Annotated in this window: 23 protein-coding genes and 2 pseudogenes; 14 read left to right on the top strand and 11 right to left on the bottom strand. The window is 41.4% G+C overall.

The window, feature by feature from the left end:
* Window positions 1–28 precede the first annotated feature (28 nt).
* The gene (locus QMZ64_RS10150) at window positions 29–160 is read right to left on the bottom strand and encodes a hypothetical protein (RefSeq protein WP_265627033.1); all 132 of its coding nucleotides are present in this window, start codon (window positions 158–160) and stop codon (window positions 29–31) included.
* Window positions 157–696 (bottom strand): tetratricopeptide repeat protein, encoded by a 540-nt coding sequence (locus QMZ64_RS10145; protein WP_265627032.1) that lies wholly within the window; start codon window positions 694–696, stop codon window positions 157–159. The genes QMZ64_RS10150 and QMZ64_RS10145 overlap by 4 nt, the downstream gene beginning before the upstream one ends.
* Window positions 697–1,118: 422 nt before the next feature.
* Here QMZ64_RS10145 and QMZ64_RS10140 point away from each other — a divergent pair, with 422 nt between their 5' ends.
* From QMZ64_RS10140 to QMZ64_RS10125, 4 genes are all read left to right on the top strand, one after another.
* Window positions 1,119–1,907 carry an alpha/beta hydrolase family protein gene (locus QMZ64_RS10140; protein WP_301441293.1) on the top strand — a complete coding sequence of 263 codons (789 nt, stop codon included), beginning with the start codon at window positions 1,119–1,121 and terminating at the stop codon, window positions 1,905–1,907.
* Between the two features lie 411 nt (window positions 1,908–2,318).
* Window positions 2,319–2,768 (top strand): SMI1/KNR4 family protein, encoded by a 450-nt coding sequence (locus QMZ64_RS10135; RefSeq protein WP_152847309.1) that lies wholly within the window; start codon window positions 2,319–2,321, stop codon window positions 2,766–2,768.
* A 504-nt stretch (window positions 2,769–3,272) separates the two neighbouring features.
* Window positions 3,273–5,375, top strand: a complete 2,103-nt coding sequence (locus QMZ64_RS10130) for an RHS repeat domain-containing protein (protein WP_265627030.1) — start codon at window positions 3,273–3,275, stop codon at window positions 5,373–5,375.
* An 8-nt stretch (window positions 5,376–5,383) separates the two neighbouring features.
* The gene (locus tag QMZ64_RS10125; RefSeq protein WP_265627029.1) at window positions 5,384–6,013 is read left to right on the top strand and encodes a hypothetical protein; all 630 of its coding nucleotides are present in this window, start codon (window positions 5,384–5,386) and stop codon (window positions 6,011–6,013) included.
* A 399-nt stretch (window positions 6,014–6,412) separates the two neighbouring features.
* Here QMZ64_RS10125 and QMZ64_RS10120 read toward each other — a convergent pair whose 3' ends face one another.
* On the bottom strand, window positions 6,413–7,405 hold the full coding sequence (locus QMZ64_RS10120; protein ID WP_265627028.1) for a CobW family GTP-binding protein: 993 nt from the start codon (window positions 7,403–7,405) through the stop codon (window positions 6,413–6,415).
* 10 nt (window positions 7,406–7,415) lie between these two features.
* Window positions 7,416–7,808: a (2Fe-2S) ferredoxin domain-containing protein gene (locus tag QMZ64_RS10115; RefSeq protein WP_265627027.1), complete on the bottom strand. Its 393-nt coding sequence runs from the start codon at window positions 7,806–7,808 to the stop codon at window positions 7,416–7,418.
* A gap of 353 nt (window positions 7,809–8,161) precedes the next feature.
* Between QMZ64_RS10115 and QMZ64_RS10110 the strand changes: the two genes are divergently transcribed.
* The gene (locus QMZ64_RS10110; RefSeq protein WP_265627026.1) at window positions 8,162–8,317 is read left to right on the top strand and encodes a hypothetical protein; all 156 of its coding nucleotides are present in this window, start codon (window positions 8,162–8,164) and stop codon (window positions 8,315–8,317) included.
* Between the two features lie 154 nt (window positions 8,318–8,471).
* On the opposite strand, the gene QMZ64_RS10105 is transcribed toward QMZ64_RS10110, so the two are convergent.
* Window positions 8,472–8,549, bottom strand: coding sequence for a putative holin-like toxin (locus tag QMZ64_RS10105; protein WP_301441309.1), 78 nt, complete (start codon window positions 8,547–8,549; stop codon window positions 8,472–8,474).
* Between the two features lie 343 nt (window positions 8,550–8,892).
* Here QMZ64_RS10105 and QMZ64_RS10100 point away from each other — a divergent pair.
* Window positions 8,893–9,379: pseudogene (locus QMZ64_RS10100) on the top strand (YjdF family protein).
* 173 nt (window positions 9,380–9,552) lie between these two features.
* Here QMZ64_RS10100 and QMZ64_RS10095 read toward each other — a convergent pair.
* A complete protein-coding gene (locus QMZ64_RS10095) occupies window positions 9,553–9,663 on the bottom strand; it encodes a YjcZ family sporulation protein (RefSeq protein ID WP_020451477.1) in 111 nt (36 codons plus the stop codon).
* A gap of 235 nt (window positions 9,664–9,898) precedes the next feature.
* Here QMZ64_RS10095 and QMZ64_RS10090 point away from each other — a divergent pair.
* The 6 genes and pseudogenes from QMZ64_RS10090 (at window position 9,899) to QMZ64_RS10065 (ending at window position 17,473) form a co-directional block, all read left to right on the top strand.
* Window positions 9,899–11,319, top strand: a pseudogene (locus QMZ64_RS10090) (flavin monoamine oxidase family protein).
* Between the two features lie 410 nt (window positions 11,320–11,729).
* Entirely contained in the window at window positions 11,730–12,407 is a 678-nt protein-coding gene (locus QMZ64_RS10085; RefSeq protein ID WP_075754416.1) for a YoaK family protein, read from the top strand.
* Between the two features lie 125 nt (window positions 12,408–12,532).
* Window positions 12,533–14,002, top strand: a complete 1,470-nt coding sequence (locus QMZ64_RS10080) for a potassium/proton antiporter (RefSeq protein WP_165427015.1) — start codon at window positions 12,533–12,535, stop codon at window positions 14,000–14,002.
* A 291-nt stretch (window positions 14,003–14,293) separates the two neighbouring features.
* Window positions 14,294–15,664, top strand: coding sequence for an MFS transporter (locus tag QMZ64_RS10075; protein WP_301441292.1), 1,371 nt, complete (start codon window positions 14,294–14,296; stop codon window positions 15,662–15,664).
* Between the two features lie 295 nt (window positions 15,665–15,959).
* A complete protein-coding gene (locus tag QMZ64_RS10070; protein WP_265627023.1) occupies window positions 15,960–16,466 on the top strand; it encodes a ClbS/DfsB family four-helix bundle protein in 507 nt (168 codons plus the stop codon).
* 695 nt (window positions 16,467–17,161) lie between these two features.
* Complete coding sequence (locus QMZ64_RS10065; RefSeq protein ID WP_301441291.1) at window positions 17,162–17,473, top strand: YbjQ family protein; 312 nt, start codon at window positions 17,162–17,164, stop codon at window positions 17,471–17,473.
* A gap of 46 nt (window positions 17,474–17,519) precedes the next feature.
* Here QMZ64_RS10065 and QMZ64_RS10060 read toward each other — a convergent pair whose 3' ends face one another.
* On the bottom strand, window positions 17,520–18,170 hold the full coding sequence (locus QMZ64_RS10060; RefSeq protein ID WP_243940399.1) for a TVP38/TMEM64 family protein: 651 nt from the start codon (window positions 18,168–18,170) through the stop codon (window positions 17,520–17,522).
* A 33-nt stretch (window positions 18,171–18,203) separates the two neighbouring features.
* Window positions 18,204–19,220 (bottom strand): serine hydrolase domain-containing protein, encoded by a 1,017-nt coding sequence (locus tag QMZ64_RS10055; protein WP_265627022.1) that lies wholly within the window; start codon window positions 19,218–19,220, stop codon window positions 18,204–18,206.
* Between the two features lie 454 nt (window positions 19,221–19,674).
* Here QMZ64_RS10055 and QMZ64_RS10050 point away from each other — a divergent pair, with 454 nt between their 5' ends.
* Together QMZ64_RS10050 and QMZ64_RS10045 are read left to right on the top strand one after the other, a co-directional pair.
* Window positions 19,675–20,865 (top strand): macrolide family glycosyltransferase, encoded by a 1,191-nt coding sequence (locus tag QMZ64_RS10050; protein WP_265627021.1) that lies wholly within the window; start codon window positions 19,675–19,677, stop codon window positions 20,863–20,865.
* 126 nt (window positions 20,866–20,991) lie between these two features.
* On the top strand, window positions 20,992–22,569 hold the full coding sequence (locus QMZ64_RS10045; protein WP_265627020.1) for an APC family permease: 1,578 nt from the start codon (window positions 20,992–20,994) through the stop codon (window positions 22,567–22,569).
* Between the two features lie 46 nt (window positions 22,570–22,615).
* Here QMZ64_RS10045 and QMZ64_RS10040 read toward each other — a convergent pair whose 3' ends face one another.
* The 3 genes from QMZ64_RS10040 to QMZ64_RS10030 all read right to left on the bottom strand — a co-directional run bounded on the left by QMZ64_RS10040 (window position 22,616) and on the right by QMZ64_RS10030 (window position 24,483).
* The gene (locus QMZ64_RS10040; protein ID WP_020451487.1) at window positions 22,616–22,915 is read right to left on the bottom strand and encodes a spore coat protein; all 300 of its coding nucleotides are present in this window, start codon (window positions 22,913–22,915) and stop codon (window positions 22,616–22,618) included.
* Window positions 22,912–23,112 (bottom strand): spore coat protein, encoded by a 201-nt coding sequence (locus tag QMZ64_RS10035; RefSeq protein WP_023857660.1) that lies wholly within the window; start codon window positions 23,110–23,112, stop codon window positions 22,912–22,914. Before QMZ64_RS10035 ends, QMZ64_RS10040 begins: the two co-directional genes overlap by 4 nt.
* Before the next feature lie 111 nt (window positions 23,113–23,223).
* On the bottom strand, window positions 23,224–24,483 hold the full coding sequence (locus QMZ64_RS10030; protein WP_265627019.1) for a glycosyl hydrolase family 18 protein: 1,260 nt from the start codon (window positions 24,481–24,483) through the stop codon (window positions 23,224–23,226).
* Window positions 24,484–24,663 lie beyond the last annotated feature (180 nt).

Here is a 24,663-nt window from a genome sequence, read left to right as displayed (position 1 = left end):
CATTAATTTGAAACACTGATTTAATTTTTTAGCCGGTGATTGCTTTTTCGGCAACATGAAACCCTTGTCCTTCCCCAAAATTACTCGCTTTTTCAAAAGTGCCAAAAGCAAAAGTGAGTGTAAGGATGCTTAATACGCCGATGATACTTAATTTTTTCATGCTAACGCCTCCGTTACTTTCAAAATTTGATTTTTTGCTTTTAATGCTCTTTTTAAATATTCAACAGCCTTGGATAAATTTCCTTGTTTTAAATAATATTCTGCAATTTGTTCTTCAAGTTCTGAAATATCTGGCCATAAATTTTTTTGTTCGAGGTATTGTAATGATTCGTTCACTGCAGCATCATTATGATGGTCATATAAAGAGTGAATTAATCTTAATTTTGCTTGGTATTCATCTTCGCCTGTTGAATCTGCATGTTCAAGGCCTTTCTCATACCAGCTTCTTGCTTCTTTTGTTCTGTCATTTCTATACAACAGGCTTGCCATCATATAAAGGGTCCGGACTCCATTTATTGACTCAATATGTTCTGTGATCTCGATCGTTTTTTTAAAATATTCTTCAGCTAACCCGGAAATATTTTTCTTGTCATAAATTAATCCAAGGTTATGATATAATATGCCAACCAATCTATAGTATTTTGCGCTTTTTGCTTCATTCAACGCTTTTTGGTAATGCTCTTCTGCTCGTACCATTGATTAAGCATCTTTGCAACTTTTTCAGATGCTAGTTTAACTTCCAATGACCTTTACATCCTTTCTTTTGTCTATTTAAAATTTTCTAAAAAATTTATGTAGCCTTTTCTTTTTCTTCATATTGTTTATTTTACAGAACGGATCATTTTTTGACAATCTTTTTCCTTTTTTATAAGTTTTTCGGAAGGGGAATTTTGATTTAGGCTTATCAGCGTGAATAAAATGATTCATTTTCACAGAGAGACAGGATTTATTCATCGATTCTTTTTCTAATAGGGGGAAATTTTCTATTGACTAAGACTATGAAGCGGTCCAAGAAATATCAAAGCACCTGAAACAGCTATAGCCCGGCTCGATTTCGCATCGATCGGATGGGGTGCTTTCGGATCTTTTGCAGATGCCTCACGTAAAGGGGGAGGGGAATGATGTCTAATAAAGTTAAAATATCTTATGGGCAACATCACTCGCAATATGGTGTATTACGGATGCCTGAAAGGAAAGAGCCCTGCCCAGTAGTTGTTATGATTCACGGGGGGTTTTGGCAGTCGAGATATGGCTTAGAAGAAAATAATCCTATTGCTGAGGATTTAACTAGTAGGGGATATGCCACTTGGAACATTGAGTACCGCAGAGTAGGGGAAGAAGGAGGAGGTTGGAAAGGGACATTTAACGATGTAATTGATGCTATAAATCATCTGTCACAGTTAAAGGAATCTTATGATTTAGACCTGTCAAGTGTAATTGTCATTGGTCATTCGGCAGGAGCGCATTTAGCACTTTGGCTAGCTTCTCGAACTGAAGCAAAATCAGATCAAATGTTTAATAAGCTGTTTGTGTCTATCAACAAAGTAATAAGTTTGGCTGGAGTAACAGACTTAATAAAAATGTGGGAATTTCACGAAGAAAAAGGAATGAAAAGTCATGTATCCGCATTAATGGGTGGGTCACCACATGAGGTTGCTGAACGCTATAAAGTTGCTTCTCCAATTGAGTTGCTGCCGATAAAACTCGATCATGTTTTAATTCATGGAGTGTTGGATCGTCATGTTCCAATAAAGTTAAGCAAAGACTACTATTTCAAGGCAACCGAACAAGGAAGTAATGTTAGATTAATTGTGCTTCCAGATGTGGAACATTTTAAAATTATTGATCCTGCCTCAACAGCATGGGAGTTAGTAATTGATACAATATGTTCATCGCAGACGCTGTGATAATTGCGGCTACCTGATGTTTCAAATTAGGTTAATGAGAATTCTACTGATGTGAAATGAAAAAAATAGTTGAAGACTGAAAGCCCATTGTATTTTTCTTCATTTTTTCAACAGTTTCAGCACTCGATTGAAGCCGACAAAATGGGGGACTTTTTCTATTCTACTTTGTCGGCCCTTTTCCCCTAATGATATATGGTTTGAATGTGATTCTGATTCTACTTTAATGAAGCAAATTCTAACAATTAAGGCTCTATAGGTCGAACCATTCCCTGTAGTGCGGCGACAACCTGGTCTACATGTCTTTTAGCCTCTTCATCAGTAGTCATTCAGCAAGAACGGTTTCCTCGTAACTTCTGCCCATGTTGGAGGAGTTAATACTGTTAACGGTAAATAAAGAGGAGGAAATATGATATGGCGCAGATCATTAATTCACACGATCAACTTTCATTGGAACAAATCGAACAATTTGAATCAGAAAATAATGTTAAGCTGTCAGAGCTTTATAAAGAATTTTTATTAAAGTGGAATGGCGGTAAAGCAAGGCCAAATATATTTAAAATTTCAGATGAACAAGGTTCCAGTGTCTTAAACGTTTTTTATGGAATTGGGGATATGTATGATAATTTAGAGGATTTCTTGGACATAATGGAAGACCGTTTGCCTGAAGGATTTATTCCTATTGCAGAAGACCCCGCAGGAAATGTTATTTGCTTAGGAAATAAAGAGCCTTATTATGAAAAGATCTACTTTTGGGATCATGAAGAAGAGTCAGAGAATCCGGATGATATGAGCAATATGTATTTTCTAGCTGATAACATCAATGAATTTTTGGACAACCTTTATGAAGATGATGAAGAATAAAATGTGCTTTTAGAACCTTGATTGGCAACTGCCTTTCAAGGTTTTTTTATGTTTCAAATCCGAGAAAAATCCGACAAAAAGGAGTCTATGCAGGATTGCCGGCAGCATATAATCTCATCATCGGAAAATGACTGAACTCGGCTTGAAGAATTTATCCGATACCTTAATTTTGATGAATCGGCCGAAATTGTTGTCGGATACGATTTGGAAGACCGAGAGAAAACAGGAAACAGATTCCTTAAAGTCATCCGGTACGGAGCCGGGAAACTAAAAGGAGTGGAATACCTGACTGGCAAAAACATGAGGGTGTGCCGCTATTCGGAGTCGATCGAAGAGGGTAAAAATTTTAGAGAAACTCATACTTCTTAAGTGTAATATTTTACCTTTTTAGAAGAATGGAAAGAATTTAACGATGTCGAAAAATGTCGATCGAAATATATGGAAAAAAACGATTTTTATAATATAAATATATAGGTAAAAATGATCAAGGGAGAGCAATCAGGAATGAATAAAAGGAAAATTAATAATTTAATTTCTAAAGCTGCACTAACTTCATTGTCAACCTCACTTTTATTTACAAGTGTAGGGGCTAGTTATGCTAAGGCAGTGAACGAAAGCGAAAAATTGGTTCAGACTTATGATGAATCAGGTGCTAAATTATTTTATACGTATGATGATAAAGGAAACATTATTAAAGAAACTACAAAAGACAAAAACAATAAGACCATCAATGAACTTAAATATGAATATAACGAACAGAATCAAGTCACAAAAACAATCGATTTTGACAATAATGTTACTGAATTTAGTTATAATAAAGAAGGTCAGGTAGTCAAAATTAAGAATCCAGAAAAAGAAGAAATCAGTGTAAATATAGGTGAAGATGGAGAAGTGAATTCTCTTATTTTAAATAAAACTGATAAGTATCAGATAGAAAAGTCGAATTATATAGATAAAAATGCTGGAGAGAAAGAAACAGATGGAACAGTTTTAGGTAATCAAATAACAGAGTATACTGTTAAAAACGATAAGCAAAAACTAGATAAAGTTACAACATTTGATGATCTATCACGTCTAAGGGAGTTAAAAACAACTGATGGAGAGGTTACATGGGTATATAATCAACTTACATTAAGTTCTATAAAAATTAAAAATAAAGAGCAAAAAATTAATCAAGGTTTTATATATGATCAAGACAATAATGTTACAGACATTAATACTGATAATGGACAAACCAAAATTGAATATAATGAAGAAGGTCAAATCACTAAATTACAATATAAGAATGGTGTACATGAAAAATTATCCTACAATAAAGAAGGGAAAATGATAGAGAGAACTGTCTATAATTCCTCTGATCAATTAATACATAAAAATCAGTATAATTATGATGATAAAGGAAATGTAATTGGTGAGACAACACTACAAGGAAAAACAGAATATAATTACGACGAAAATAATCAATTGATTGAAGAAAAAAATGATGCCCAAACTATTAAATATCAGTATGATCTTAAGGGGAATCTTTTAAACAAAGAAATAACAAACAATGTTTCAGGAAAAACAAATATTGTGAAGTTTAATTATAATAAATTGAATCAATTTGAATCACAAAATAGTAAATTTAATGCTAATGGTCAACTTGAAGAAAATAATAAATATAATTATATTTGGGACGAAGCTGGCAGGTTAGCTGAAGTTAAGAATAAAAATTCTGGAGAAATTATAAAATATAAATATGATGAATATAACAGAAGAATACAAAAGCAGGTTGGCAACGATATCACGAATTATGTTTATGATGATAGTAATAATAAAGTGCTTTATGAAACTGATAACAACCATAATATTACCAAGGCCTACACTTATCTAAAAAATGGCGAAGTAAACAGTGTAAGTGACTTTAAGAAAAATGAAACATTTTATTATCATCATAATATAAGAGGGGATGTCACAGAAATTACAAATAGCAAAGGTCAAACGGCAGCGAGCTACGAATATGATTCGTGGGGAAATGTAGTTTCTGAAAATGGATATTATGCTGATGAGAACGATATACGCTATGCTGGGTATAAATATGATAAAGAGACCGAACTTTATTATTTAATGCATAGATATTATGATTCATCAAATCATACATTTTTATCAAGAGATCCATGGTATGGCTCTGAAGATGAATTGGTTACACATAACGGTTATAATTATGCTAATAACAATCCTTTAAAATATTATGATCCTACAGGTCAAAATCCTATAGCTTTAACGGCAATTGCAATTCCGGGAATAGGTGAAGTAGTTATCGGAGCGGCTCTGGCAGGAGGACTAATTTATGCAGGATATCTTGGTTTTCAAAGTTTATTCTCAAATCACAAAACCACTGTATTAAAGTTTGATATACCAAACAAATTGTTAAAAGACAATAAAACAGTAAACCTAGGGGCTTTTGATCAAAAGGTTAAAGGCAAAAAAGCTTACAAAAATAAAAAAACTGGCTGGACTGTTGAAAAGGATACCGCTGGACATGGGGGACGGAAATGGAAATTGAAAGATAAAAATGGTAAACGCGTTGCCTCGTTGGACGGAAAAGGTAGAATATTATCTAAGTAGGTGAAGAAATGAAATTAGCAACAACAGAATTATTAAAAGAGTTGTCAGAATACCAATTTTTCAACTGGGAAGATGATGAACAAAACGAATTTAATTTAATTATTGGTATGCCAGATGAAAAATTGAAGAAAAAAGACTTTTACAGTTCTTTTGGATTTGAATCAGTCGAGAACCCCTATTCTGAAATTTGCATTGAATCAAAAGAATGGATTGAGTTAGAAGATCAATTCTTTAAATGGGTCACCCCTTATTTAACCAATTTTGAAAATACAATAATTACTCCTTTTTTAAGTGCGTATTGGGAAGGAGAAATAGATTTAGAAGATATAGATGATCAAGATCAAGAGCTTAGCATCGCGTATAAAGAGTATAAAAATTTTCTGATTTCTAAAGGGTTATACAGTATGGAACCAACTTTGCTTGAAACATGTAGAGGATATAAGATCGAAAATATTAATGAATATTCCATTATTGGGAAGATGGCGGCAAGATCAAATCAATACCTATTCTTTTCAGATCATAATAAAGTTTTTATGTTTACTGACGCTCTTACATTGAAAATTTATTTTAAAGACCAGGATGTTATGGAAAATGAAAAGGATTTGATTAATAAAACCTTGAATCCTAAGTTTTTATAAAATCTAAGACAGAGAAAACTTCGGACACTGAACTTACGCTTGATGCGTTCGTTTGGTGTCTCTTTTTATATTAAGGAGGGGTCATCGTGTCAGCTGACAATTGTCTTTTCTGTCATCCATAAAGGAGCTTAAAAGATACAAGGCTTTGGAGGTTCAGCTTGAAAACCGGTGGGAGCGGGAAGCAGCCGGGACGATCAAAATTTCCCCGAACTGAGGAACCAACACTCTTTAAATGAATTGAAAATTTGTCAGGTGGACAAGGGGCTCAGTTTTAAGAACAAAAAGAAAAGCAGGCAATAACCTGCTTAAAAACTCACTTTGCCCTTGAAAAAGACTTGCAAAATCAAATCTCGGCTCTTTCTATTTTAAGCAAAGCGAGGGCCAACAAAGCGAAAAATATCACTTTGCGATGCAATTTTTAAATTGCCGCTCCAGTTCTTCTTTGTCCAAGTCCTTTCCAATGAAAACAAGTTCGCTTTGTTTTGTCTCGTTTTCGTTCCACTTCCGGTCCGGGCGTCCTGAAAACAGCATGTGAAGCCCTTGGAATACGATTCGATATTCTTCCCCTTTAATAGAAAGGATCCCTTTATAACGTAATAAATCTTCGCCTTTTTCCCGTACGAGATAACTCATCCAATGATCCACTTTTGCCAAATCAAGAGGCTTCTCTTCCCGAAAAGCAATAGAAGACACTTTATCATCATGATGATGGTGATGATGATCCTCTAGAAAATGAGGGTCGATTTCAAGTTTTCGATTGACGTCAAACGTATTGATCCCCAGGATATCTTTTAAATTGATCTTGCAATCTCTGGCATGCAGCCTCTTAGCCGCAGGATTAATGTTGACAAGTCTTTGCTCCAAGGATTCCAAATCGTCATTTGATACTAAATCTGTTTTATTGAGGATGATGACGTCAGCAAAAGCAATTTGTTCTTGAGCTTCATCCTGATCATCCAGATGTCTGGCGATATGCTTGCTGTCTACTACCGTGACGATGCTGTCAACTTCAAATATGTCGGACAGCAGCTCATCCATAAAAAAAGTCTGGGCAACAGGAGCTGGGTCAGCCAGTCCCGTTGTTTCGATTAAAACTCGATCGAATGCAACTTTCCCTTGATCCATTGAGAATACAAGAGTTCTCAGAATACGAACCAAATCTCCGCGGACCGTGCAACAGATACAGCCGTTGTTCATTTCCAAAATTTCTTCTTCAGAATCAACGACGAGCTGATTGTCTATCCCGACTTCTCCGTACTCATTGACTATAACCGCAATCTTTTGATTGTGTTTTTCTGTAAGTATTCGATTTAAAAGTGTGGTTTTCCCGGCGCCTAAATATCCAGTGAGGATGGTGACAGGAATTTTCTTTTTAGTTAAAGGCATGATCATTCGACTCCATTTACAATTTTTTCGATACTTTGATTACTTTTTCTTTGTCTTTTGGAACTCCGGCGATGACGCCAGGTGAACGCTCGAAACGTTGACCATCATACAAATGGCTCGCTTTTTCTTGATAATCTTCATTGGTACAAAGCGAGTCAATCAGGAGGGGGACATCCTCAGGTTTTAGATCTTTATACCAAGTTCCTTTCGGGTAGTGGATGACCACGCACTTATCTTGGCATCTACCATTACACCGCGTGCGCGTTGTATGAATGACATCGTCAAGCTCTCGGTCTGAGATTTCTTGCCGAATCACTTGAGTCAGTTCCTCAGCCCCGACCCGATTGCAACTGCTGCCGTTGCAGATAAAGATATGATGTTTCGTATGACTTAAGTCCCATGTCGCCATATGTATCTTCCCTCCGAGTAAAACAGAATTATTACGATTTGCAAACGGTAAAATGATAAAGAACTAAGAATGAATATATAGGCAGCCCCGGTCGATAACTGTCCCGAAAGGTGATACCCAACGGGGAGAAGGCCCCGGTAACCCCCGCAGTATTTCATCGTCACCTTGAGTTTTTCACTCCTTTCGCAAGCTCTCTATATTTCTGCCTTCTCTTGCCGTTTTCTTTTTTGCGGCCTTTGGTTGTTTATTTATATGGCCTTTCTTTCAAGACGGCACATAAAACGTAATTATTACGATTTGTCAATCATTTTATCTCTTTTTCATGTGAAAAGCAAATAGAAGAGGTTAAACGAATGAAATCTGAGCAGCTTGTTTATCCAGCCGCACCTTTACGTGATTTTGAAAGTAAACATAACGTTGATTTTTTGATAACAAATAGGAGAAACTTTAAAGGAACATGTGTTATAATCTCATTAGAAGCGCCACTTAACCAACTGACTGTTGGTTAACACAAGTATTTCTTTTTTTGAAAATGCATAAACTAAAAGAGACCCGACTGCGCCAACAGTCGAGTCAGTGTACAAAAAAGCAGCCCACCAAGGGCTTGCTCATAGGATCTAAGTGATAGACCTATCCCTTTAAGTTTCCAGGCTCAAGGGAGGTCTATTTTCCTTTTTTTGACAACACGGCAATTAACATGCCGAAAGCAATCATTAATGAGATTGTTTCAAATGTTGTCATATGCATCACCCCTTTCAATGAGGGGGAGCAAGACTTCCCTTGAGTGAGCAAAGCTTTTATGTACAGGTTATATTATACACTAGACAACCAAATTCTGTTTTTCTTTTTTGGTTGAAAGGAAAATGGTTTTATATCCTTGCAATTCGCGTCATTTTGAAACTGATCTGCTTTAGATACAAGATTTCAAAAACGGGCAGGGTCTCTCTATGATTCGATTAACTCTGTCTTAATATATTGATACAAAAGAACTTTACCCCTTTTCCTAAACTGGAAAAATTGATAAAATTTTTAGCGGAGAATGAAAAAACACGATTCGGTTGGTAGTCCGGATGCATGATTGATCATGCCAGTAACCTTCCCCTCCTCGGGATGTCCGTCATTCTCTGAAGTACATGTTGATGGAGGAGGGAATCGTTATGAAATTAACGGTTTACTATGATGGTCAGTTTTGGATAGGAGTCATTGAAGTTGTGATTGGAGGTAAGCTGAGAGCCGTCCGGCATTTGTTTGGCAAAGAGCCGAAGGATTCGGAAGTATTGCATTTTGTTCATCATCAACTTTTACAGGCACTGTCACAAGCAGAACAGGAAGGAGTTAGGCTGGACGCACGCCGCCTGCGCAAAATCAATCCGAAAAGGCTGCAGCGGCAAGTGTCTAAAGAATTGAAGAATGCCGGTGTGTCTCACAAGGCGCAAGAAGCGATAAAACAAGAGCTGGATGCCAGAAAACGAAAGAAACAGCGGCTGACAAAAGAGCAGCGGGAAAAGGAAAAAGAACAAAAGTATTTACTCAGAAAGCAAAAAGCGAAACAAAAGCATAGGGGGAAATAGTGTTTCTTTAGAGCAAAGCGAAGCTCAATAGAGGCGCGTTTTCCTGTATTGATTAAAAAAAGGCTCTTTTTATAAAGAGCCTTTCATAATGGAGTCAATAGCGATAAGCGAGAGGGGAGAACATGTAAAATAAGGAGAAGGTCATAGGTTATCGCTTTTAAAACGGAACGAACTTAATAGCCTCCATAACCACCGCCGAACCAGCTGGCACCAATGATGATTAAGAGAATGAACAGGACAACAATTAAAGCAAAACCGCTTCCGTATCCGTAACCTCCGCTCATATGTTTCACCTCCCTAAAGATACATAGTTTATCCTATGTCACTTTATAAATTCGGTATAGGATATTGATTTACATTTTTTAAAATAGTTGACCCATTTGCAACTGCGCCCTCATGCGGAGTCTTCGTGCAGAGAGGATGAAAATGGTGATTGGCGCCCTTTAAACAGAATATAGTGCAATAAATCCACCGAAAAGGGCGCTGAGTAAATTGAATTTTCAATTAACTGAGGGAGACATGCTTCATCTCATTAGGAACGGCCTTCAAACAACACAGTATCCTAAGCATATGATGATCGTTGGTGCCGGGCTGTCCGGGCTTGTCGCAGCGTCTTTATTAAAGAGTGCCGGGCACAGAGTGACGATTGTAGAAGGAAATGACAGAGCGGGAGGGCGTGTTTTTACTTCCCGTGCGCCCTTTAGCGAAGGGTTGTATTTCAATGCCGGTCCGATGCGCATCCCCGATATCCATACTTTAACGATGGAATACATTAAGAAATTTAATCTGCCTGTCAATGAGTTTATCAACAGAACCCCCATGGATATTCTTTACGTCAACGGCGTGAAAACCCGTCTTCATGAGTTTGAAAGACATCCGGGCGTTTTAAGGTTCCCCGTTGCTCCCCATGAGCAGGGAAAAACGGCTGAACAGCTGATGCTTTCTGCTCTGCAGCCTATCCTCAATTTTATCAGCCAAGATCCGGCGAGAAATTGGAATATTGTTGAAAAACAATACAAGAAGGAATCGTTGGGTTCTTTTCTCAACACTCATTTTTCAAACGGCGCCATTGATATGATTGGTGTACTTTTGGATATGGAAGCGTACATGGGATTGTCACTTGTGGAAGTATTGAGGGAATCGATCTTTTTTACATCGCCGTCTCGTTTCTATGAGATTACAGGCGGCATGGACCTGCTGATACAAGCTTTTCTTCCGCAATTAAAGGCCGATATTTTGTTCCGTCAAAAATTGATGAAAATGTCTCAAACTGAACACGATGTGACAGCCCATTGTATCCACCAACAGTCGGCAGAACATTCAGCGCTGACAAGTGATTTCGCAATCGTAACCATTCCTTTTTCAGCTTTGCGATTTGTGACATTTGAGCCGTTTGATTCGATTTCCTACCATAAGCGGAGAGCGATTCGGGAGCTTAACTATATTGCCGCGACAAAAATAGGAATCGAATTTAAGAGCAGGTTTTGGGAAAGAGTCGGGCAGCGAGGCGGCAGATCCATTACCGATTTGCCGATTCGCTTTTCATATTACCCAAGCAGCGGCATAGGGGCACACGGGCATGCTGTTATTTTAGCGAGCTATACGTGGGCTGATGAAGCGCTGATATGGGACACAGTCAGCCGGAAGAAGAGCGGATCCGCTATACGCTGAAAAATTTAGCGAAAATATATGGAGATATCGTGTATTCTGAGTTTGTATCAGGCGCTTCTTTCAGTTGGACGCAAAATCCTTTTTCAGCGGGAGCATTTACAGCTTTCGAACCTGGTCAGGAATTGGAGCTGTATCCTTATATTCCTACGCCCGAGGGAAGGGTGTATTTCGCCGGGGAGCACGCTTCCCTCACTCACGGGTGGATGCAGGGAGCGATTGAATCGGGAATACGGGTGGCATATGAAGTGAATCAGTCCTTCCGCGTGTAACATGAACTTTGCAAGTATTGAAGGAATGGGGGAAGAGTCGCTTTTAAAAGGCGGCTCGTTCGTTTTTATTTAGGCAAACAGACGGATCATGCAATAAACGCCGGGCGCCTGCTTCCTTAACAGTAAGAAGTGTGTTCCCATTTATTAAAAACAAGTTTTTAAGAACTTCATTTATAAAAAATTTTAATGCTTATGATACAATTGAATGGCAGATGTAACACGATGAGCGATAAGTGTTTTGCTGAGGTGCATGATCGGATCGCCCGCATTTTTTCGTTAAGACCCCCTCTTTCTCTAACAATAAAAAAAGCCCCCGAAACGAGTTTTCCCTTAGGAAAGGCTCATGACATACCGGATGGAATGGCTTAACATTCCGCCGGGCAGAATAGCTTCGAAAGGATTGAATCACATTGAATGCTGCTCATGATCGAAACATCATGCTTTTGCTTCTCTGTTTGACAGCAGGTATTGTAGATGTGATTGGGTACTTAAGTATCGGTCACGTATTTACTGCTAATATGACCGGGAATATCGTACTGTTAGGATTATCAATCGGCAATTCTCTTCATGCGACCGCCGTGTACTCGCTGATCGCATTGTTCGGATTTATCATCGGCGTGATTATTTCAGCAGCCATTGTCGGAAAACAGGAAAAATCGTTCTGGCCGTCAGGCGTCACGATTGCACTTGCTGTTGAAGCAGCCGTATTGCTTCTATTTGCTTGTCTGACTTTCTATGAAAGTTCGCCACACTTTTTGATCTTGCTGTTAAGCATGGCGATGGGGCTTCAGACCACAGCAGCCAGAAAGCTCGGCATTGCAGGGATTTCCACTACTGTCCTAACGGGGACGCTCGCAAACTTTTTCGAAGATGTGACAAAACGGTTCCTCAGCAAAAACGACCAAAAGGTCATCCATAAGGACGCATGGCTTCGCGCTTTGACGATTGTGCTCTATTGCCTGGGGGCCGTCATCGCCGCACTTGCTGAGCCTGCGCATCCGTTTGCCGTGATTTGGATTCCAATCGCAATCATTATTGGGATTATTGCGATTGCAGGCACAAAGTTTCACGGACAGAGTGAAGGCTGAAGGACGGTCCCATAACGAGCATACACGAACATCGTCTGTTACATACGTTTTATGAAGGTGCCGGTTCGGGTAAAAGAACGGTGGACAGCCCCAGTATCGGTTAAGATTGGGAGGAGGATAAATGGTTGGAACACATTAATATGGAGCAGTTTATTTTATTAGCGGCCTTATTGCTGATTATCGGTGTACTGACAACAAAATTTTCGACCAGGCTCGGAGTTCCTGCCCTCGTATTGTTCTTAGTTGTCGGGATGATCATGGGAAGCGACGGTCTCGGAATTATTTATTTTAATAATCCCGAGCTAGCCCAGCTGATCGGAATTATCGCACTCGTCGTCATCCTTTTTGAAGGCGGCCTGCAAACAAAGTGGTCTTCAATCAAAGCGGTCGCCGTTCCTTCATTGTCGCTCGCAACGATTGGCGTGTTGCTGACCACCTGTGTGGTTGCGGTTGCGGCCAAGCTGATTTTTAATGTTTCCTGGATGGAAGGCTTTTTATTCGGAGCGATTGTCGGTTCTACAGATGCGGCCGCGATTTTCGCCGTTTTGAAAGGCCAGAATATTAGAGACAGATTGAGCTCCACACTGGAAGCAGAGTCGGGGACGAATGATCCGATGGCGATGTTTTTGACGTTATCGCTCATCCAGCTGCTGACGGCTGATCATTCATCTTATTTCATGCTTGTGATTTCATTTTTCTGGCAGATGGGAATGGGGCTTTTGCTCGGATACTTACTCGGGCGGTTCGCCAGCTTTGCCATCAATAAAATCAACTTGGATTCAAGCGGACTTTATCCGATCTTTGCGCTTGCTTTTGCGCTTCTTACCTACAGTCTTACAGATGTCATCGGGGCGAGCGGATTGCTTGCCGTCTACATTGCCGCGCTTGTCATCGGAAATCAAGATTTGACTTACCGACATTCTATTTTCAGGTTTAATGAAGGCTTTGCCTGGATGATGCAGATTTTGATGTTTATTATTCTGGGATTATTGGTTTTTCCTGCCCAATTTTTATCTTTCGACATCATTTTCAAAGGCTTCCTGCTTTCGCTGATTTTAATTTTTATCGCCAGGCCGGTTGCCGTTTTTCTGTCGACCATCAAAATGGGCTTTCATTTTAACGAAAAAATCTTCTTGTCGTGGGCCGGATTAAAAGGGGCCGTTCCGATCGTTCTCGCAACATTTCCCATGACAATGGGGCTTGAAAACAGCCAATTGGTCTTCAATGTCGTATTCTTCGTCGTTTTAACATCGGCTTTGATCCAGGGGTCAACCATATCGGTCTTCGCAGAAAAATTGAAATTGAACGGACCGCAGAAAGTCGAAGCACCGCATTCGCTGGAGCTTGTTTCTATCGGCAAGGCGAACGCCGAAATTATCGAATTTGAAGTCGATGACCAAACAGCCATCACCGGGCAGGCACTGAAAGACATCAGCTTTCCGAAAGACGCCCTGATCAATGCGATCATCCGAAACGGAGATTTGGTCACGCCGCACGGAGAAACGAAAATTAAATCAGGCGATATTTTATATATCCTCGTATCTAAAAAACAAAAAAAGGAACTGAAAAAATATTTAAACAGGGAATTTGATTAAGCTGTCGGAAAAGCACAGTACAAGGCTGGCTTGCTCAGTATGTCACGAATAAAGGTCAATGAAGGGTACTGCACCGGTATTCTTCATTGGCCTTTTTTTGCAATGTGAAAGTTCAGCTTATGTTCCTTACATTGATCCCTTTGTTGATCAATTGTATAATTTAAAAATCAAATGAGGAGGCGCATGAATGATGAAGTGCAAAAAAATAAATGGGTTAACATTTGAGGGGAAAGCGCATCATTAACCCTATAAACTGCGTGATTCCCCTATAATTTTGGGGGTATCATTCAATTGAAAAACAGTAAAACGCAGTCCTTCAAGCATCAAAAGAAGGCGTTTTGGTGGCTTAGCTTTGTCGCTTTCTTCAGTGTGATGAACGAAACCGTATTTAATGTTGCATTGCCGGATATAAGAAATCAATTTGGCGTGTCGCCTGCCGCGGCAAATTGGGTGAATACGAGTTTTATCATTTCCTTTGCTGCCGGTTCGGTCGTTTACAGCAGGCTTTCTGATATGTACGGTGTCAGAAAGCTGTTTGTGGCCGGACTAATCATCTATGGCGGAGGTTCGTTAATAGGTCTTTTGGCTCAACCTTATTTCCCGGCCGTGATCTTTGCGCGCTATGTTCAAGGAGCCGGGGCTTCCGCTGTACCCGCGCTTATCCTGGTCATCATTACGCGCTATGTCCGTCCGGAGGGCCGGGGCAAAGCGTTCGGCCTTGTTGGATCATTGGTGGCAATGGGTGAGGGAATAGGTCCGGCTATCGGCGGAATGATTGTACATCATATTCATTGGTCGTTTCTGTTCCTTCTTCCGATGGCGGCGCTGATGTCGATACCTTTCTTCCTCAGAAATATGCCTGCTGAAGCCGCTGCAAAAGCAAATCTGGATATCATGGGGATCGGACTGCTGACAATCAGCATTGTGATGTTCGCTGTATATATATCGCTATATCATGTCTTTTATTTAGCGGCGGGCATTTTTTGCTTGATTGGGGCTGCGGTTCATACCCGATATGCGGAACATCCGTTTATTGACCGGTCTTTAATGAAGAATCGCCGATATATAGGCGTCGTTTTGGCAGGGTGTACTGTATTGGGAAGCGTTGCGGGAATCGTCTCTGTCGTTCCTTATATGATGAGAGTCTTGTTCAACTTAAATGCCGATATGACCGGGAGTGGCATTATACTTCCGGGTAGTGTGGGCGTTATCTTTTTCGGCGTCGCGGGCGGAGCCCTGACAGATCGCTTCGGCAGCCGGTTTGTTTTTACTGTTGGATGGTTAGTGATCTTGGCAGCCATGGCGGCCGCGTCACAGTTCGGTGACCGGACACCATGGTTGATGACGATAATGCTCGTGTTTATATTCGGCGGTCTTTCATTTGTAAAAACGGCGATTTCCAACAGTACCGCTGAAAGCTTGGAAGAAGAGGCTGCAGGCGCTGGAATGGGGATGCTGAATTTTGCCTGTTTTTTATCTGAAGGAATAGGCGTCGCATTTGCAGGAGGCTTGATGGCAGTGCGCGGGTTCGGCTATTTTGCGCTTCCATCAATGGACAATGCCGCAAGCGCTGTATTCAGCCGCTCGTTTGCCATATTCACAGTCTTTATATTGGCTGGCGGATTGCTTTATTTATGGACCTGCAAACGCAAAAAATCTTAACATATTCGAATGGTTGGGCGGAACAGCCCAGCCGTTTTTTATGTTGTATGGATTTTCTGAAACGTGATGAAAAGAAGCATCGGCACCTTTGAAATTGACGGACTGACTATTGCATATTCGCGAGCAGGTCGATTCACATTACCTCATATTGATGCGGAAATCGTTGAATAAATTCAATATACATGCAATGTAAGGGAAGTCTCGCAAACTGTTCTTTATTAAAAGTTCATGATTTGTTTTTAAAATAAGGCGGACAATTCGTGTACACTATAGTTGATATCAAGAAGGGGTTACGGTGTACGAGTCCAAGAAACATTTAAAAGAAGAAATTCATAAGCGCTATTTGTTACTAGATGGGGAGTTTGACGATATCCCCGATCAGTTTAGAGATGTTCGGGATCGAGATGTAGATCGAACGCCAGGGGAAATCCTTGCTTATCAGCTCGGATGGTTAAACCTGTTGATGAGCTGGGACAAGGATGAGCGCTTGGGGAAAACCGTTATAACTCCCTCTCCTCATTATAAATGGAACCAATTGGGGGCTCTTTATCAATCTTTTTACGATCTGTATGCTCACTTTTCGTTAACTGAGCTTCGCCAAGAATTCAAGAAAGCAGAGGCGCAACTTCAGTCTTGGATTGATACGCTCACGGATGAAGAATTATTCACCCAAGGTACTTTGAATTGGACAGGTGAAAACCCGAAGTGGCCTGCTATAAGGTTCATTCACATCAACTCTGTGGGTCCATTTAAAAGCTTCAGGACTAAAATAAGAAAGTGGAAGAAGAATCAACTGGGATGAAAGAGTGTTGAAGCGGAACATAAATGAGTTAGGAAACTTCAATTTCATTTGATGCCATGTTTCAAGAGAATAACTTAATAAATTTTTTCATTTTCCAATTTGCGAAGCATGTTGATAAAAAGCAAAAAGCAGGTTTTTCTTCTATTGAGCTACATGTAGACCCATTTCAAATTCGAAATCTTGACAGATAACAAAATAAAAAGTGTTTAAAACATCTTGGTCAAAGACAATCATTAAATCTTCTTTTTCAAGCGGGCACTGTACCCTGTACCCTGTACCCTCAGGCGATACAAGTCTAATTCTATCTGTATCAAAATAAACTGGACAATTGATATAATCAACTTCCCGAAAAGTTATTTTAAAGCAAGTGTATTTCTATCAAATTCATCAATTGTGTAATCGCAAATATTAGTATCCAAGAGTGCTCTTTGTCATTCTTCCATCCGTTCTTTATACATCGTTTACCTCAATTCTATATACGATTCTCTTTTTTGGCTTGGTTCAGTTTGACTCACGGCAAGCGGCAGCCTTTTCTTAAAGCCGGCGATTAAAACGGTCCGGCTATGCAGCATGGTGAGACTTTGCATGAAAAACTTAACATTTTAAAAATCCAGCCGATATGATGGATAAATAACTGCACGCTTCCGGCGGATATGGTATGGTAGCTAGTAAGTTTAGGAAAAGGGAGGATATTAATGATCATCGTCACAACAGATACAATCGCGAATCAAAATATCGTCGAAGTCAAAGGGCTTGTCACCAGCAGCATCGTTCAGTCGCGGAATATCGGAAAAGATATTCTGTCAGGATTGAAGTCGGTCATTTGCGGAGAATTAAAAAATTACACCCAAATGCTTGAGGATTCGAAAAAAGCTGTGAGGGAACGGCTCGTGAATCAAGCTGAAGAACTCGGAGCAAACGCGATCGTCGGTCTAAGGTTCGAACTATCTGCAGGCCAGGGTACCTCCGAACTCATCGGATATGGTACGGCTGTTGTAATCGGCTGACGTTCAACTGAAAAACGAAGGCGGCTATCATTGCCGCCTCAGCGGGTCAAGAAGGTTTCCCTGTCTGTTTCGTCTCTTTATGTTTTTGAGTCAGATGGGGATACTTTCTGTAGATGACAAGCGCGATGATCGCCATGTATAAGCCGTAGACACCGATAGAGATCAGCTTGTTTTCACTGAAATTGGCACCTGCGATAGAGACGACGAGAACGTTAGGGATTTTTCCAAGTGTCGAAGCCGCGAAAAAGACAGCCCATTTCACCTTGCTTAAACCGCAGACAATATTCATGACAACGGCGGGGATAACGGGGATCAGTCTGCCCAATAGTACGGCTGTAAAAGCATTTTGGTTAAAATAGGCTTCATATTCGCTCATTTTCGGGTATTTCGTTAAGCGTTTGCGAGCCAAATCTCTGAATCCGTAACGTGAGAGGAAGAACAGGAGCATGGTGCCGAGCATCGACCCTGTCAGCGTGATCAGCACGCCGTTTGCGATTCCGAACAAAGCGCCGTTTAATCCGGCAATGAGCGCAAACGGGACGATTGGGAAAAATACACAGGCTGCCACAAGCAGCATGCTGAATAGCACCGAATAAACGCCTCCGTCCCTGATTACGCCGAGCCAGGAATCTTTAAAGACGAATCCGATCGCGATGATACTTGCCATGATGATGATAGTGAATAGTTTTCTGATCATACCGCTCCCGCTGCCTTTCTTTGTTTTTAGCTTCTACATTTGCAATAAAGCTTGTTCCAAGTTTTCTGAAATTTCGTCTGTTTTTGACAGGTTGCAATTGCTGAGCATAATCAGCACTTTTTTCTCATCCATGTATCGGTTAATCGAGCTGATAAAACCGTGGATTTCTCCATCATGCCATATTTTATACTTGTTTTGATGATTAATAAACCATCCGTATCCGATCGAATTGTTTTGAATGAGTGCCGGAGAAGGGCCTTCGGCTGCAAAAGCCGGTTTTTTGACACAGCTGTAAAGCGCTTCTTTCAAAGCGCTTTTTGTGACAAGCTTTTCAGTGTAAAGCGCCCTGTCCCATAAGTACAAGTCTTCAACGGTTGAATACAGCCCGCTTTCCCCGTAGCCGTATACGATAGGCGCTTTGATCATTTCGCGATTCAGGCATAAATATCCGACTGTGGGCGAAATATCTTCCGGAGAAGTGAAGAAACCGGAGTTTTTCATGCCTAAAGGGTCAAAGATCAGTTGTTGAATGACGTCTCCATAAGCTTCATTTGTGATTGTTTCAATGATTTTTGTGAGCAGTATGTATCCTGAATTGCTGTAATTAAACCTTTGTCCCGGACGAAATTCGAGCGGCTTGTCAATAAAACGGCCGATAAATTGGTCTAACGGTGCGCGCTCCAGTTCAATATCGAGCAATTCATCCTCTAGAAAATCGGGAATTCCGGACGTATGGCTTAATAAATGTTTGATGGTAATGCTGTCCCCGTTCGGATAGCCTTCTAAATAGTTTTGTACCGGATCATCTGTATGAAGCAGCCCCTTTTCTTGCAGCTGCATGACCGCTATGGCTGTAAATTGCTTTGTCAGCGAAGCAATTTGGTAGCGTGTAGACGGTTTATTCTTCACTTTGTCCTTGCAATTAGCATAACCGTATCCTTTCGATAACAGAATACCGTTTGAGTCCGCCAGCAAAATGCTGCCGTGAAAATGATTGTTGGATGCTTGTTCCATTAAATAATCATCAAGATGTTCCGCTGTATATACCAATAACAACAGTCCTTTCATATCTAATTATGATGAGAAGGAAACGATAAACGATAGTTTTGAAAGGAAATGAAGCAGGAAGCGCGACAAAATAACATTATAAAAATTTTTTTGGATTTACCATCATTTACAGAATAATTTAAACTAAATTTAAAATATGGCAATTTCATGACATCCGTTAAAACGAGTGCTGTTTTGACGGATGTTTTTTGTTTTAAAACGATTGAAATATAAGTCGACGGTAACGAAAAGGGGAATAAAGTCGAGTGTGGCCTTAAACTAAGGGCTAAAGTTCGGTGTTTTTTTGTGAGAAAAAGGACTATATTAGTATTTTTTAATTTTAATTTAATTTTGAAGGGTTTTTCCTTTATTATCTATAATATGTTGTTTAACATAGTGAAAGAGATTTAAAATCATCGTTACTGTTATGAAGCGAAAAATAACGGGAGGTTAAAAAATGGGCCAAAAACATATCGCGATTTTTAATATTCCCGCTCACGGGCATATTAATCCGACGCTTGCTTTAACGGCAAGCCTTGTCAAACGCGGTTATCGGGTAACATATCCGGTAACGGATGAGTTTGTGAAAGCTGTTGAGGAAACTGGGGCAGAGCCGCTTAACTACCGCTCAACTTTAAATATCGATCCGCAGCAAATTCGGGAGCTGATGAAAAATAAAAAAGATATGACGCAGGCTCCGATGATGTTTATGAAAGAAATGGAGGAGGTTCTTCCTCAGCTTGAAGCGCTTTATGAGAACGACAAGCCTGACCTCATCCTTTTTGACTTTATGGCCATGGCGGGAAAAATGCTGGCTGAGAAGTTTGGAATAGAGGCGGTTCGCCTTTGTTCTTCATATGCACAAAACGAACATTTTTCATTCAAATCAATGTCTGAAGAGTTTAAGATCGAGCTCACGCCTGAGCAAGAAGCCGCTTTGAAAAATGCGAATCTTCCGTCATTTAGTTTTGAAGAGATGTTCGAACCGGCAAAATTGAACATTGTCTTTATGCCTCGTGCTTTTCAGCCTTACGGCGAAACGTTTGATGAACGGTTTTCTTTTGTCGGTCCTTCTCTAGCCAAACGCAAGTTTCAGGAAGAAGACACGCCGGTTATTTCGGACAGCGGCCGTCCTGTCATGCTCATTTCTTTAGGGACGGCGTTCAATGCCTGGCCGGAATTTTATCATATGTGCATAGAAGCATTCAGGGACACGAAGTGGCAGGTGGTCATGGCTGTCGGCGCGACAATCGATCCTGAAAGCTTTGACGACATACCTGATAACTTTTCGATTCATCAGCGCGTTCCGCAGCTGGAAATCCTGAAGAAAGCGGAGCTTTTCATCACCCATGGGGGTATGAACAGTACGATGGAAGGATTGAATGCCGGTGTACCGCTTGTTGCCATCCCGCAAATGATTGAACAGGAAATCACTGCCCGCCGCGTCGAAGAACTCGGGCTTGGCAAGCATTTGCAGCCGGAGGACACAACAGTTGCTTCATTGCGGGAAGCCGTCTCCCAGACGGACGGTAACCTGGATGTCCTGAAACGCGTAAAGGACATGCAAGAGCACATTAAACAAGCAGGAGGAGCCGAGAAAGCCGCAGATGAAATTGAGTTATTTTTAGCACCGGCAGGAGTGAAATAACCATATGAAGGAACCCGGGAAATCCCCGGGTTTTTTGTTGCAGCCGAAAGGAAGCGGGAAAAGTATACAGAGGCGCTTTTTGAACATACTACCTTCTATTAAATGTATTAAAAAGGAGGAAGTGATTTGTCAAATCAGGGCAATTTCAAAAAAACGATCTCTCTGCTTGACCTGATTTTGATCGGCATGGGAGCGATATTCGGCTCGGCTTGGCTGTTTGCCGTCAGCAATGTCGCTTCAAAAGCCGGGCCCGCGGGAAGCTTTTCGTGGATTATCGGCGGCGTCATTATCCTTTTAATCGGCCTCGTTTATGCCGAGCTGGGAGCTGCTTTGCCGCGGACGGGCGGGATTATCCGCTATCCGGTGTATACCCACGGCCACCTTGTCGGATACTTGATTTCATTTATCACGATCGTTGCCTATACAAGCCTGATTTCAATCGAAGTGACCGCTGTCAGGCAATACGTAGCTTATTGGTTTCCCGGTTTGACGATAAAAGGTTCTGAATCGCCGACGATTATCGGCTGGCTTTTGCAGTTTGTGCTGCTTTGTTTGTTCTTTTTACTCAATTATTGGAGTGTCAAAGCGTTTGCGAAATCAAATTTAATCATTTCGGTTTTTAAGTATTTTGTTCCTTTGACGATCATTGTCGTATTGATATTCCATTTTAAGTCGGCCAACTTTGCGGGAGAATTTGCCCCGTTTGGCTTTGACGGAGTGCAGGCGTCCATTTCGACCGGCGGGGTGATGTTTGCATACCTCGGTCTTCATCCGATCGTTTCGGTCGCCGGTGAAGTGAAAAATCCGCAGCGGAACATCCCGGTCGCTCTGCTGATTTGCATCATTGTTTCGGCTTGCATTTATACGATACTGCAAGTGGTGTTTATCGGAGCCATCCCGACTGATATGCTGAATGACGGCTGGAAAGCGATCGGCAAGGAATTTTCTCTTCCATTCAAAGACATCGCGGTGCTTCTTGGGATGGGCTGGCTTGCCACTCTTGTCGTTCTGGATGCGATCTTATCACCCGGCGGAAACGGCAATATTTTTATGAATACGACATCGCGCTTGGTTTATGCGTGGGCGCGGAACGGCACGTTGTTCAAAGTGTTTGCCAAGGTGAATAAATCGACGGGAATTCCGCGTCCGTCGTTGTGGCTGTCGTTTGCGCTCGCCGTTTTTTGGACGCTTCCTTTTCCGTCTTGGGACGCGCTCGTCAATGTTTGCTCTGTAGCCTTGATTCTTTCCTATGCGATTGCTCCGGTTTCAGCGGCAGCGCTGAATGTGAATGCCAAGCAGCTCAACAAGCCTCTGCAAATCAAGGGGATGGCTGTCATTGCTCCTGTCTCCTTCGTATTTGCGTCGTATATCGTCTATTGGTCAGGCTGGAACACCGTGTCATGGCTGCTCGGATCGCAGCTCGTGATGTTTGCCGTTTATTGCGCGTGTAAAAAATATGTTCCCCAAGACGATGTTTCGTTTGCACAGCAGCTTAAATCAAGCTGGTGGATTGTCGGTTATTATGTCATGCTCTTGATTTTGTCGTATCTCGGCTCATTCGGTAACGGCATGGGCCTATTGAGGATGCCGGTCGATTTAATCTTGATCGCAGCAGGATCGATTGCGGTATTTTACTGGGCGAAATATACGGCCCTTCCAAAGGCAGTCATTGATTATGATGAGAAAAAAGAAGAAACCGTTTAAATAAGAATCCTCCGCGTATGGACTGCGGGGGATTCACGCGTTTTCATTACAGTTGCGGAAGATCTTTAGCTGTTTCGGCAGCTTTGGTATCAACTTGAATTTGTTGAGATAAATTGGCAGGATGGTAATAACCTTTTGACATCATATAGTTTGTGATCTGTTCATGAGTATCAATCGCGTCGTTTAAATACTGCTTAAGCGTTTCACGCACTTCTGGAGAAGATGTTTCTGTGATAGCAGTGGCAATGTTTTTGACACCGGTTTTCGCTGAGATTAAAAAGTCGGTCGCTATCACTTGTTCAGTCATCGCGCCCATTCCTGTCATGTTTTGGATGAATTCGTTCATACGGTTTCACCTCTCATTGACAGCAGTCCTTGCAAATGCTCGATCTGATGCTTTGTTTGGGAAGCATCCCGTTCCAAGATGTCGCGAAGCTCTTGATCCTGCACCATTCCCGTCATTGTTGATGACTTAGTCAGGCAAAGGTTTTTAAACATTAACAGCTCATGCAGTTCCAATGTTTCATGAATCCCATTATTCAATTGCAAACATTCCTTTCAGATTTGTTATTGTGTGAAGGACACATCATTAGTATCAAGGTTCGTTAGCGGGATTATTCTGTTTTCTGTTTTACAATAAATTACATGTTGCTGTCAGGCTTTTCTGACGCGAAAGAATTTGGTCAAGAGCCAGGTTCCTTGCGGAAAACTGAGTGTGAGCTGCCAGACACCGCCGCCGCCAAGTCCGTATTCGATGATGAGCTGCAGTTTTCTTCCGATGCTGCGTGCGTCTTCAAACCATATGATGTGCCTTCTGCCTTGTTCATCTGTGTATTGGAGAAAAGGAGACTCAGACTTTGTATCATATTGTATCGGTACCTGGTGCTTCATGGCGAGCTGAACGGCGTCTTGGTTGGCGATTCCCGGGTATACGGCACCAGGCTGATAGGGCAGCGTCCAGTTATAGCCGTAAAGCGGAAAGCCGAGAATGATTTTTTCTTTTGGAATATGGCGAAGGGCAAATTGAATCGTCTGCCGGACTTCATTGATCGGAGCGACGGGGCCGGGCTCGCTTGTTCCGTGGTGCCAGTCGTATGCCATGATAAAGACAAGGTCGCTCACTGCGCCGATTCCGCCATAGTCATACCCTTTCAGCCAGGCGATATTTTCATTTGTTTTCGGCGGAACGGCAACCGTCAACACATAACCGGAAGGCTTCAGCCGCTCTTTCAACAGGCGGAGAAAACCTGAAAATAAATCTCTGTCTTCCTCCACAATCTGTTCGAAATCAATATTGACGCCTGCATATCCTTTTCTGGAAATCGTTTGAACAATATTGTCGATGAGCCGGTTTCTTACGGTAGGCTGATTTAATACGCGGTGCGCAAGAGACGGACTAAAGCCTGTTTCTGTCAGATTGGTGACTGTCATGAGGGGAGGAACGCGCCGCCTCCAGGCCGTTTGTACGGCCGGTGAATCATTCAGCTCGCTTAACGATCCGTCGCTTGACATGTGGTATTCAAAAAATGCCAGATATGTGGCGTAGGGGGCAAAATTATGAATCAATTCCTGGTCTAAGCTGGGGTTTCTCAATGTGTAATATCCTAAAGCGGTGATCGGTTTTTTCGGCAATTCCGGAATCGTCACTTTCATCCCCGGCCTCATATTGGCAGGCGTTACAGACGGATTTGCTTTTTGCAATGCTTCGGCGGATACAAACGTCCGGAGGGCGATCGAGTTATAACTGTCTCCCGGCTGAACAGTATATGTATAAAGCGGTATTAAAAGAGCCTGTCCGGGGACAATGTTTGTTTCGACCAACCCGTTTGCCAATCGGATCTGGTCAATCGAAATTCCGAACCTGGCACCGATGACAAATAATGAATCTCCCGGCTGAACCGTATAAATAAACAACGGGCACACTTCCTTTTGTTCCTCTGTATGCGACAGGGGTTTTTGCTATGTCTATGACCGGCGCTGAAGGATCATGCGCCGATTTTCTCAATCGGAACCGTGAATAGATCCGTGAAGCGGATAATTCTTGACTGATCGATCTAAAAAGCGTATTCTTCAAATAAAGGAGGTGATAAAGGC

Source organism: Bacillus sp. LB7, assembly GCF_030449715.1.
Lineage (GTDB): Bacteria > Bacillota > Bacilli > Bacillales > Bacillaceae > Bacillus > Bacillus paralicheniformis.
This window is presented reverse-complemented; position numbering and strand designations above follow the sequence as displayed.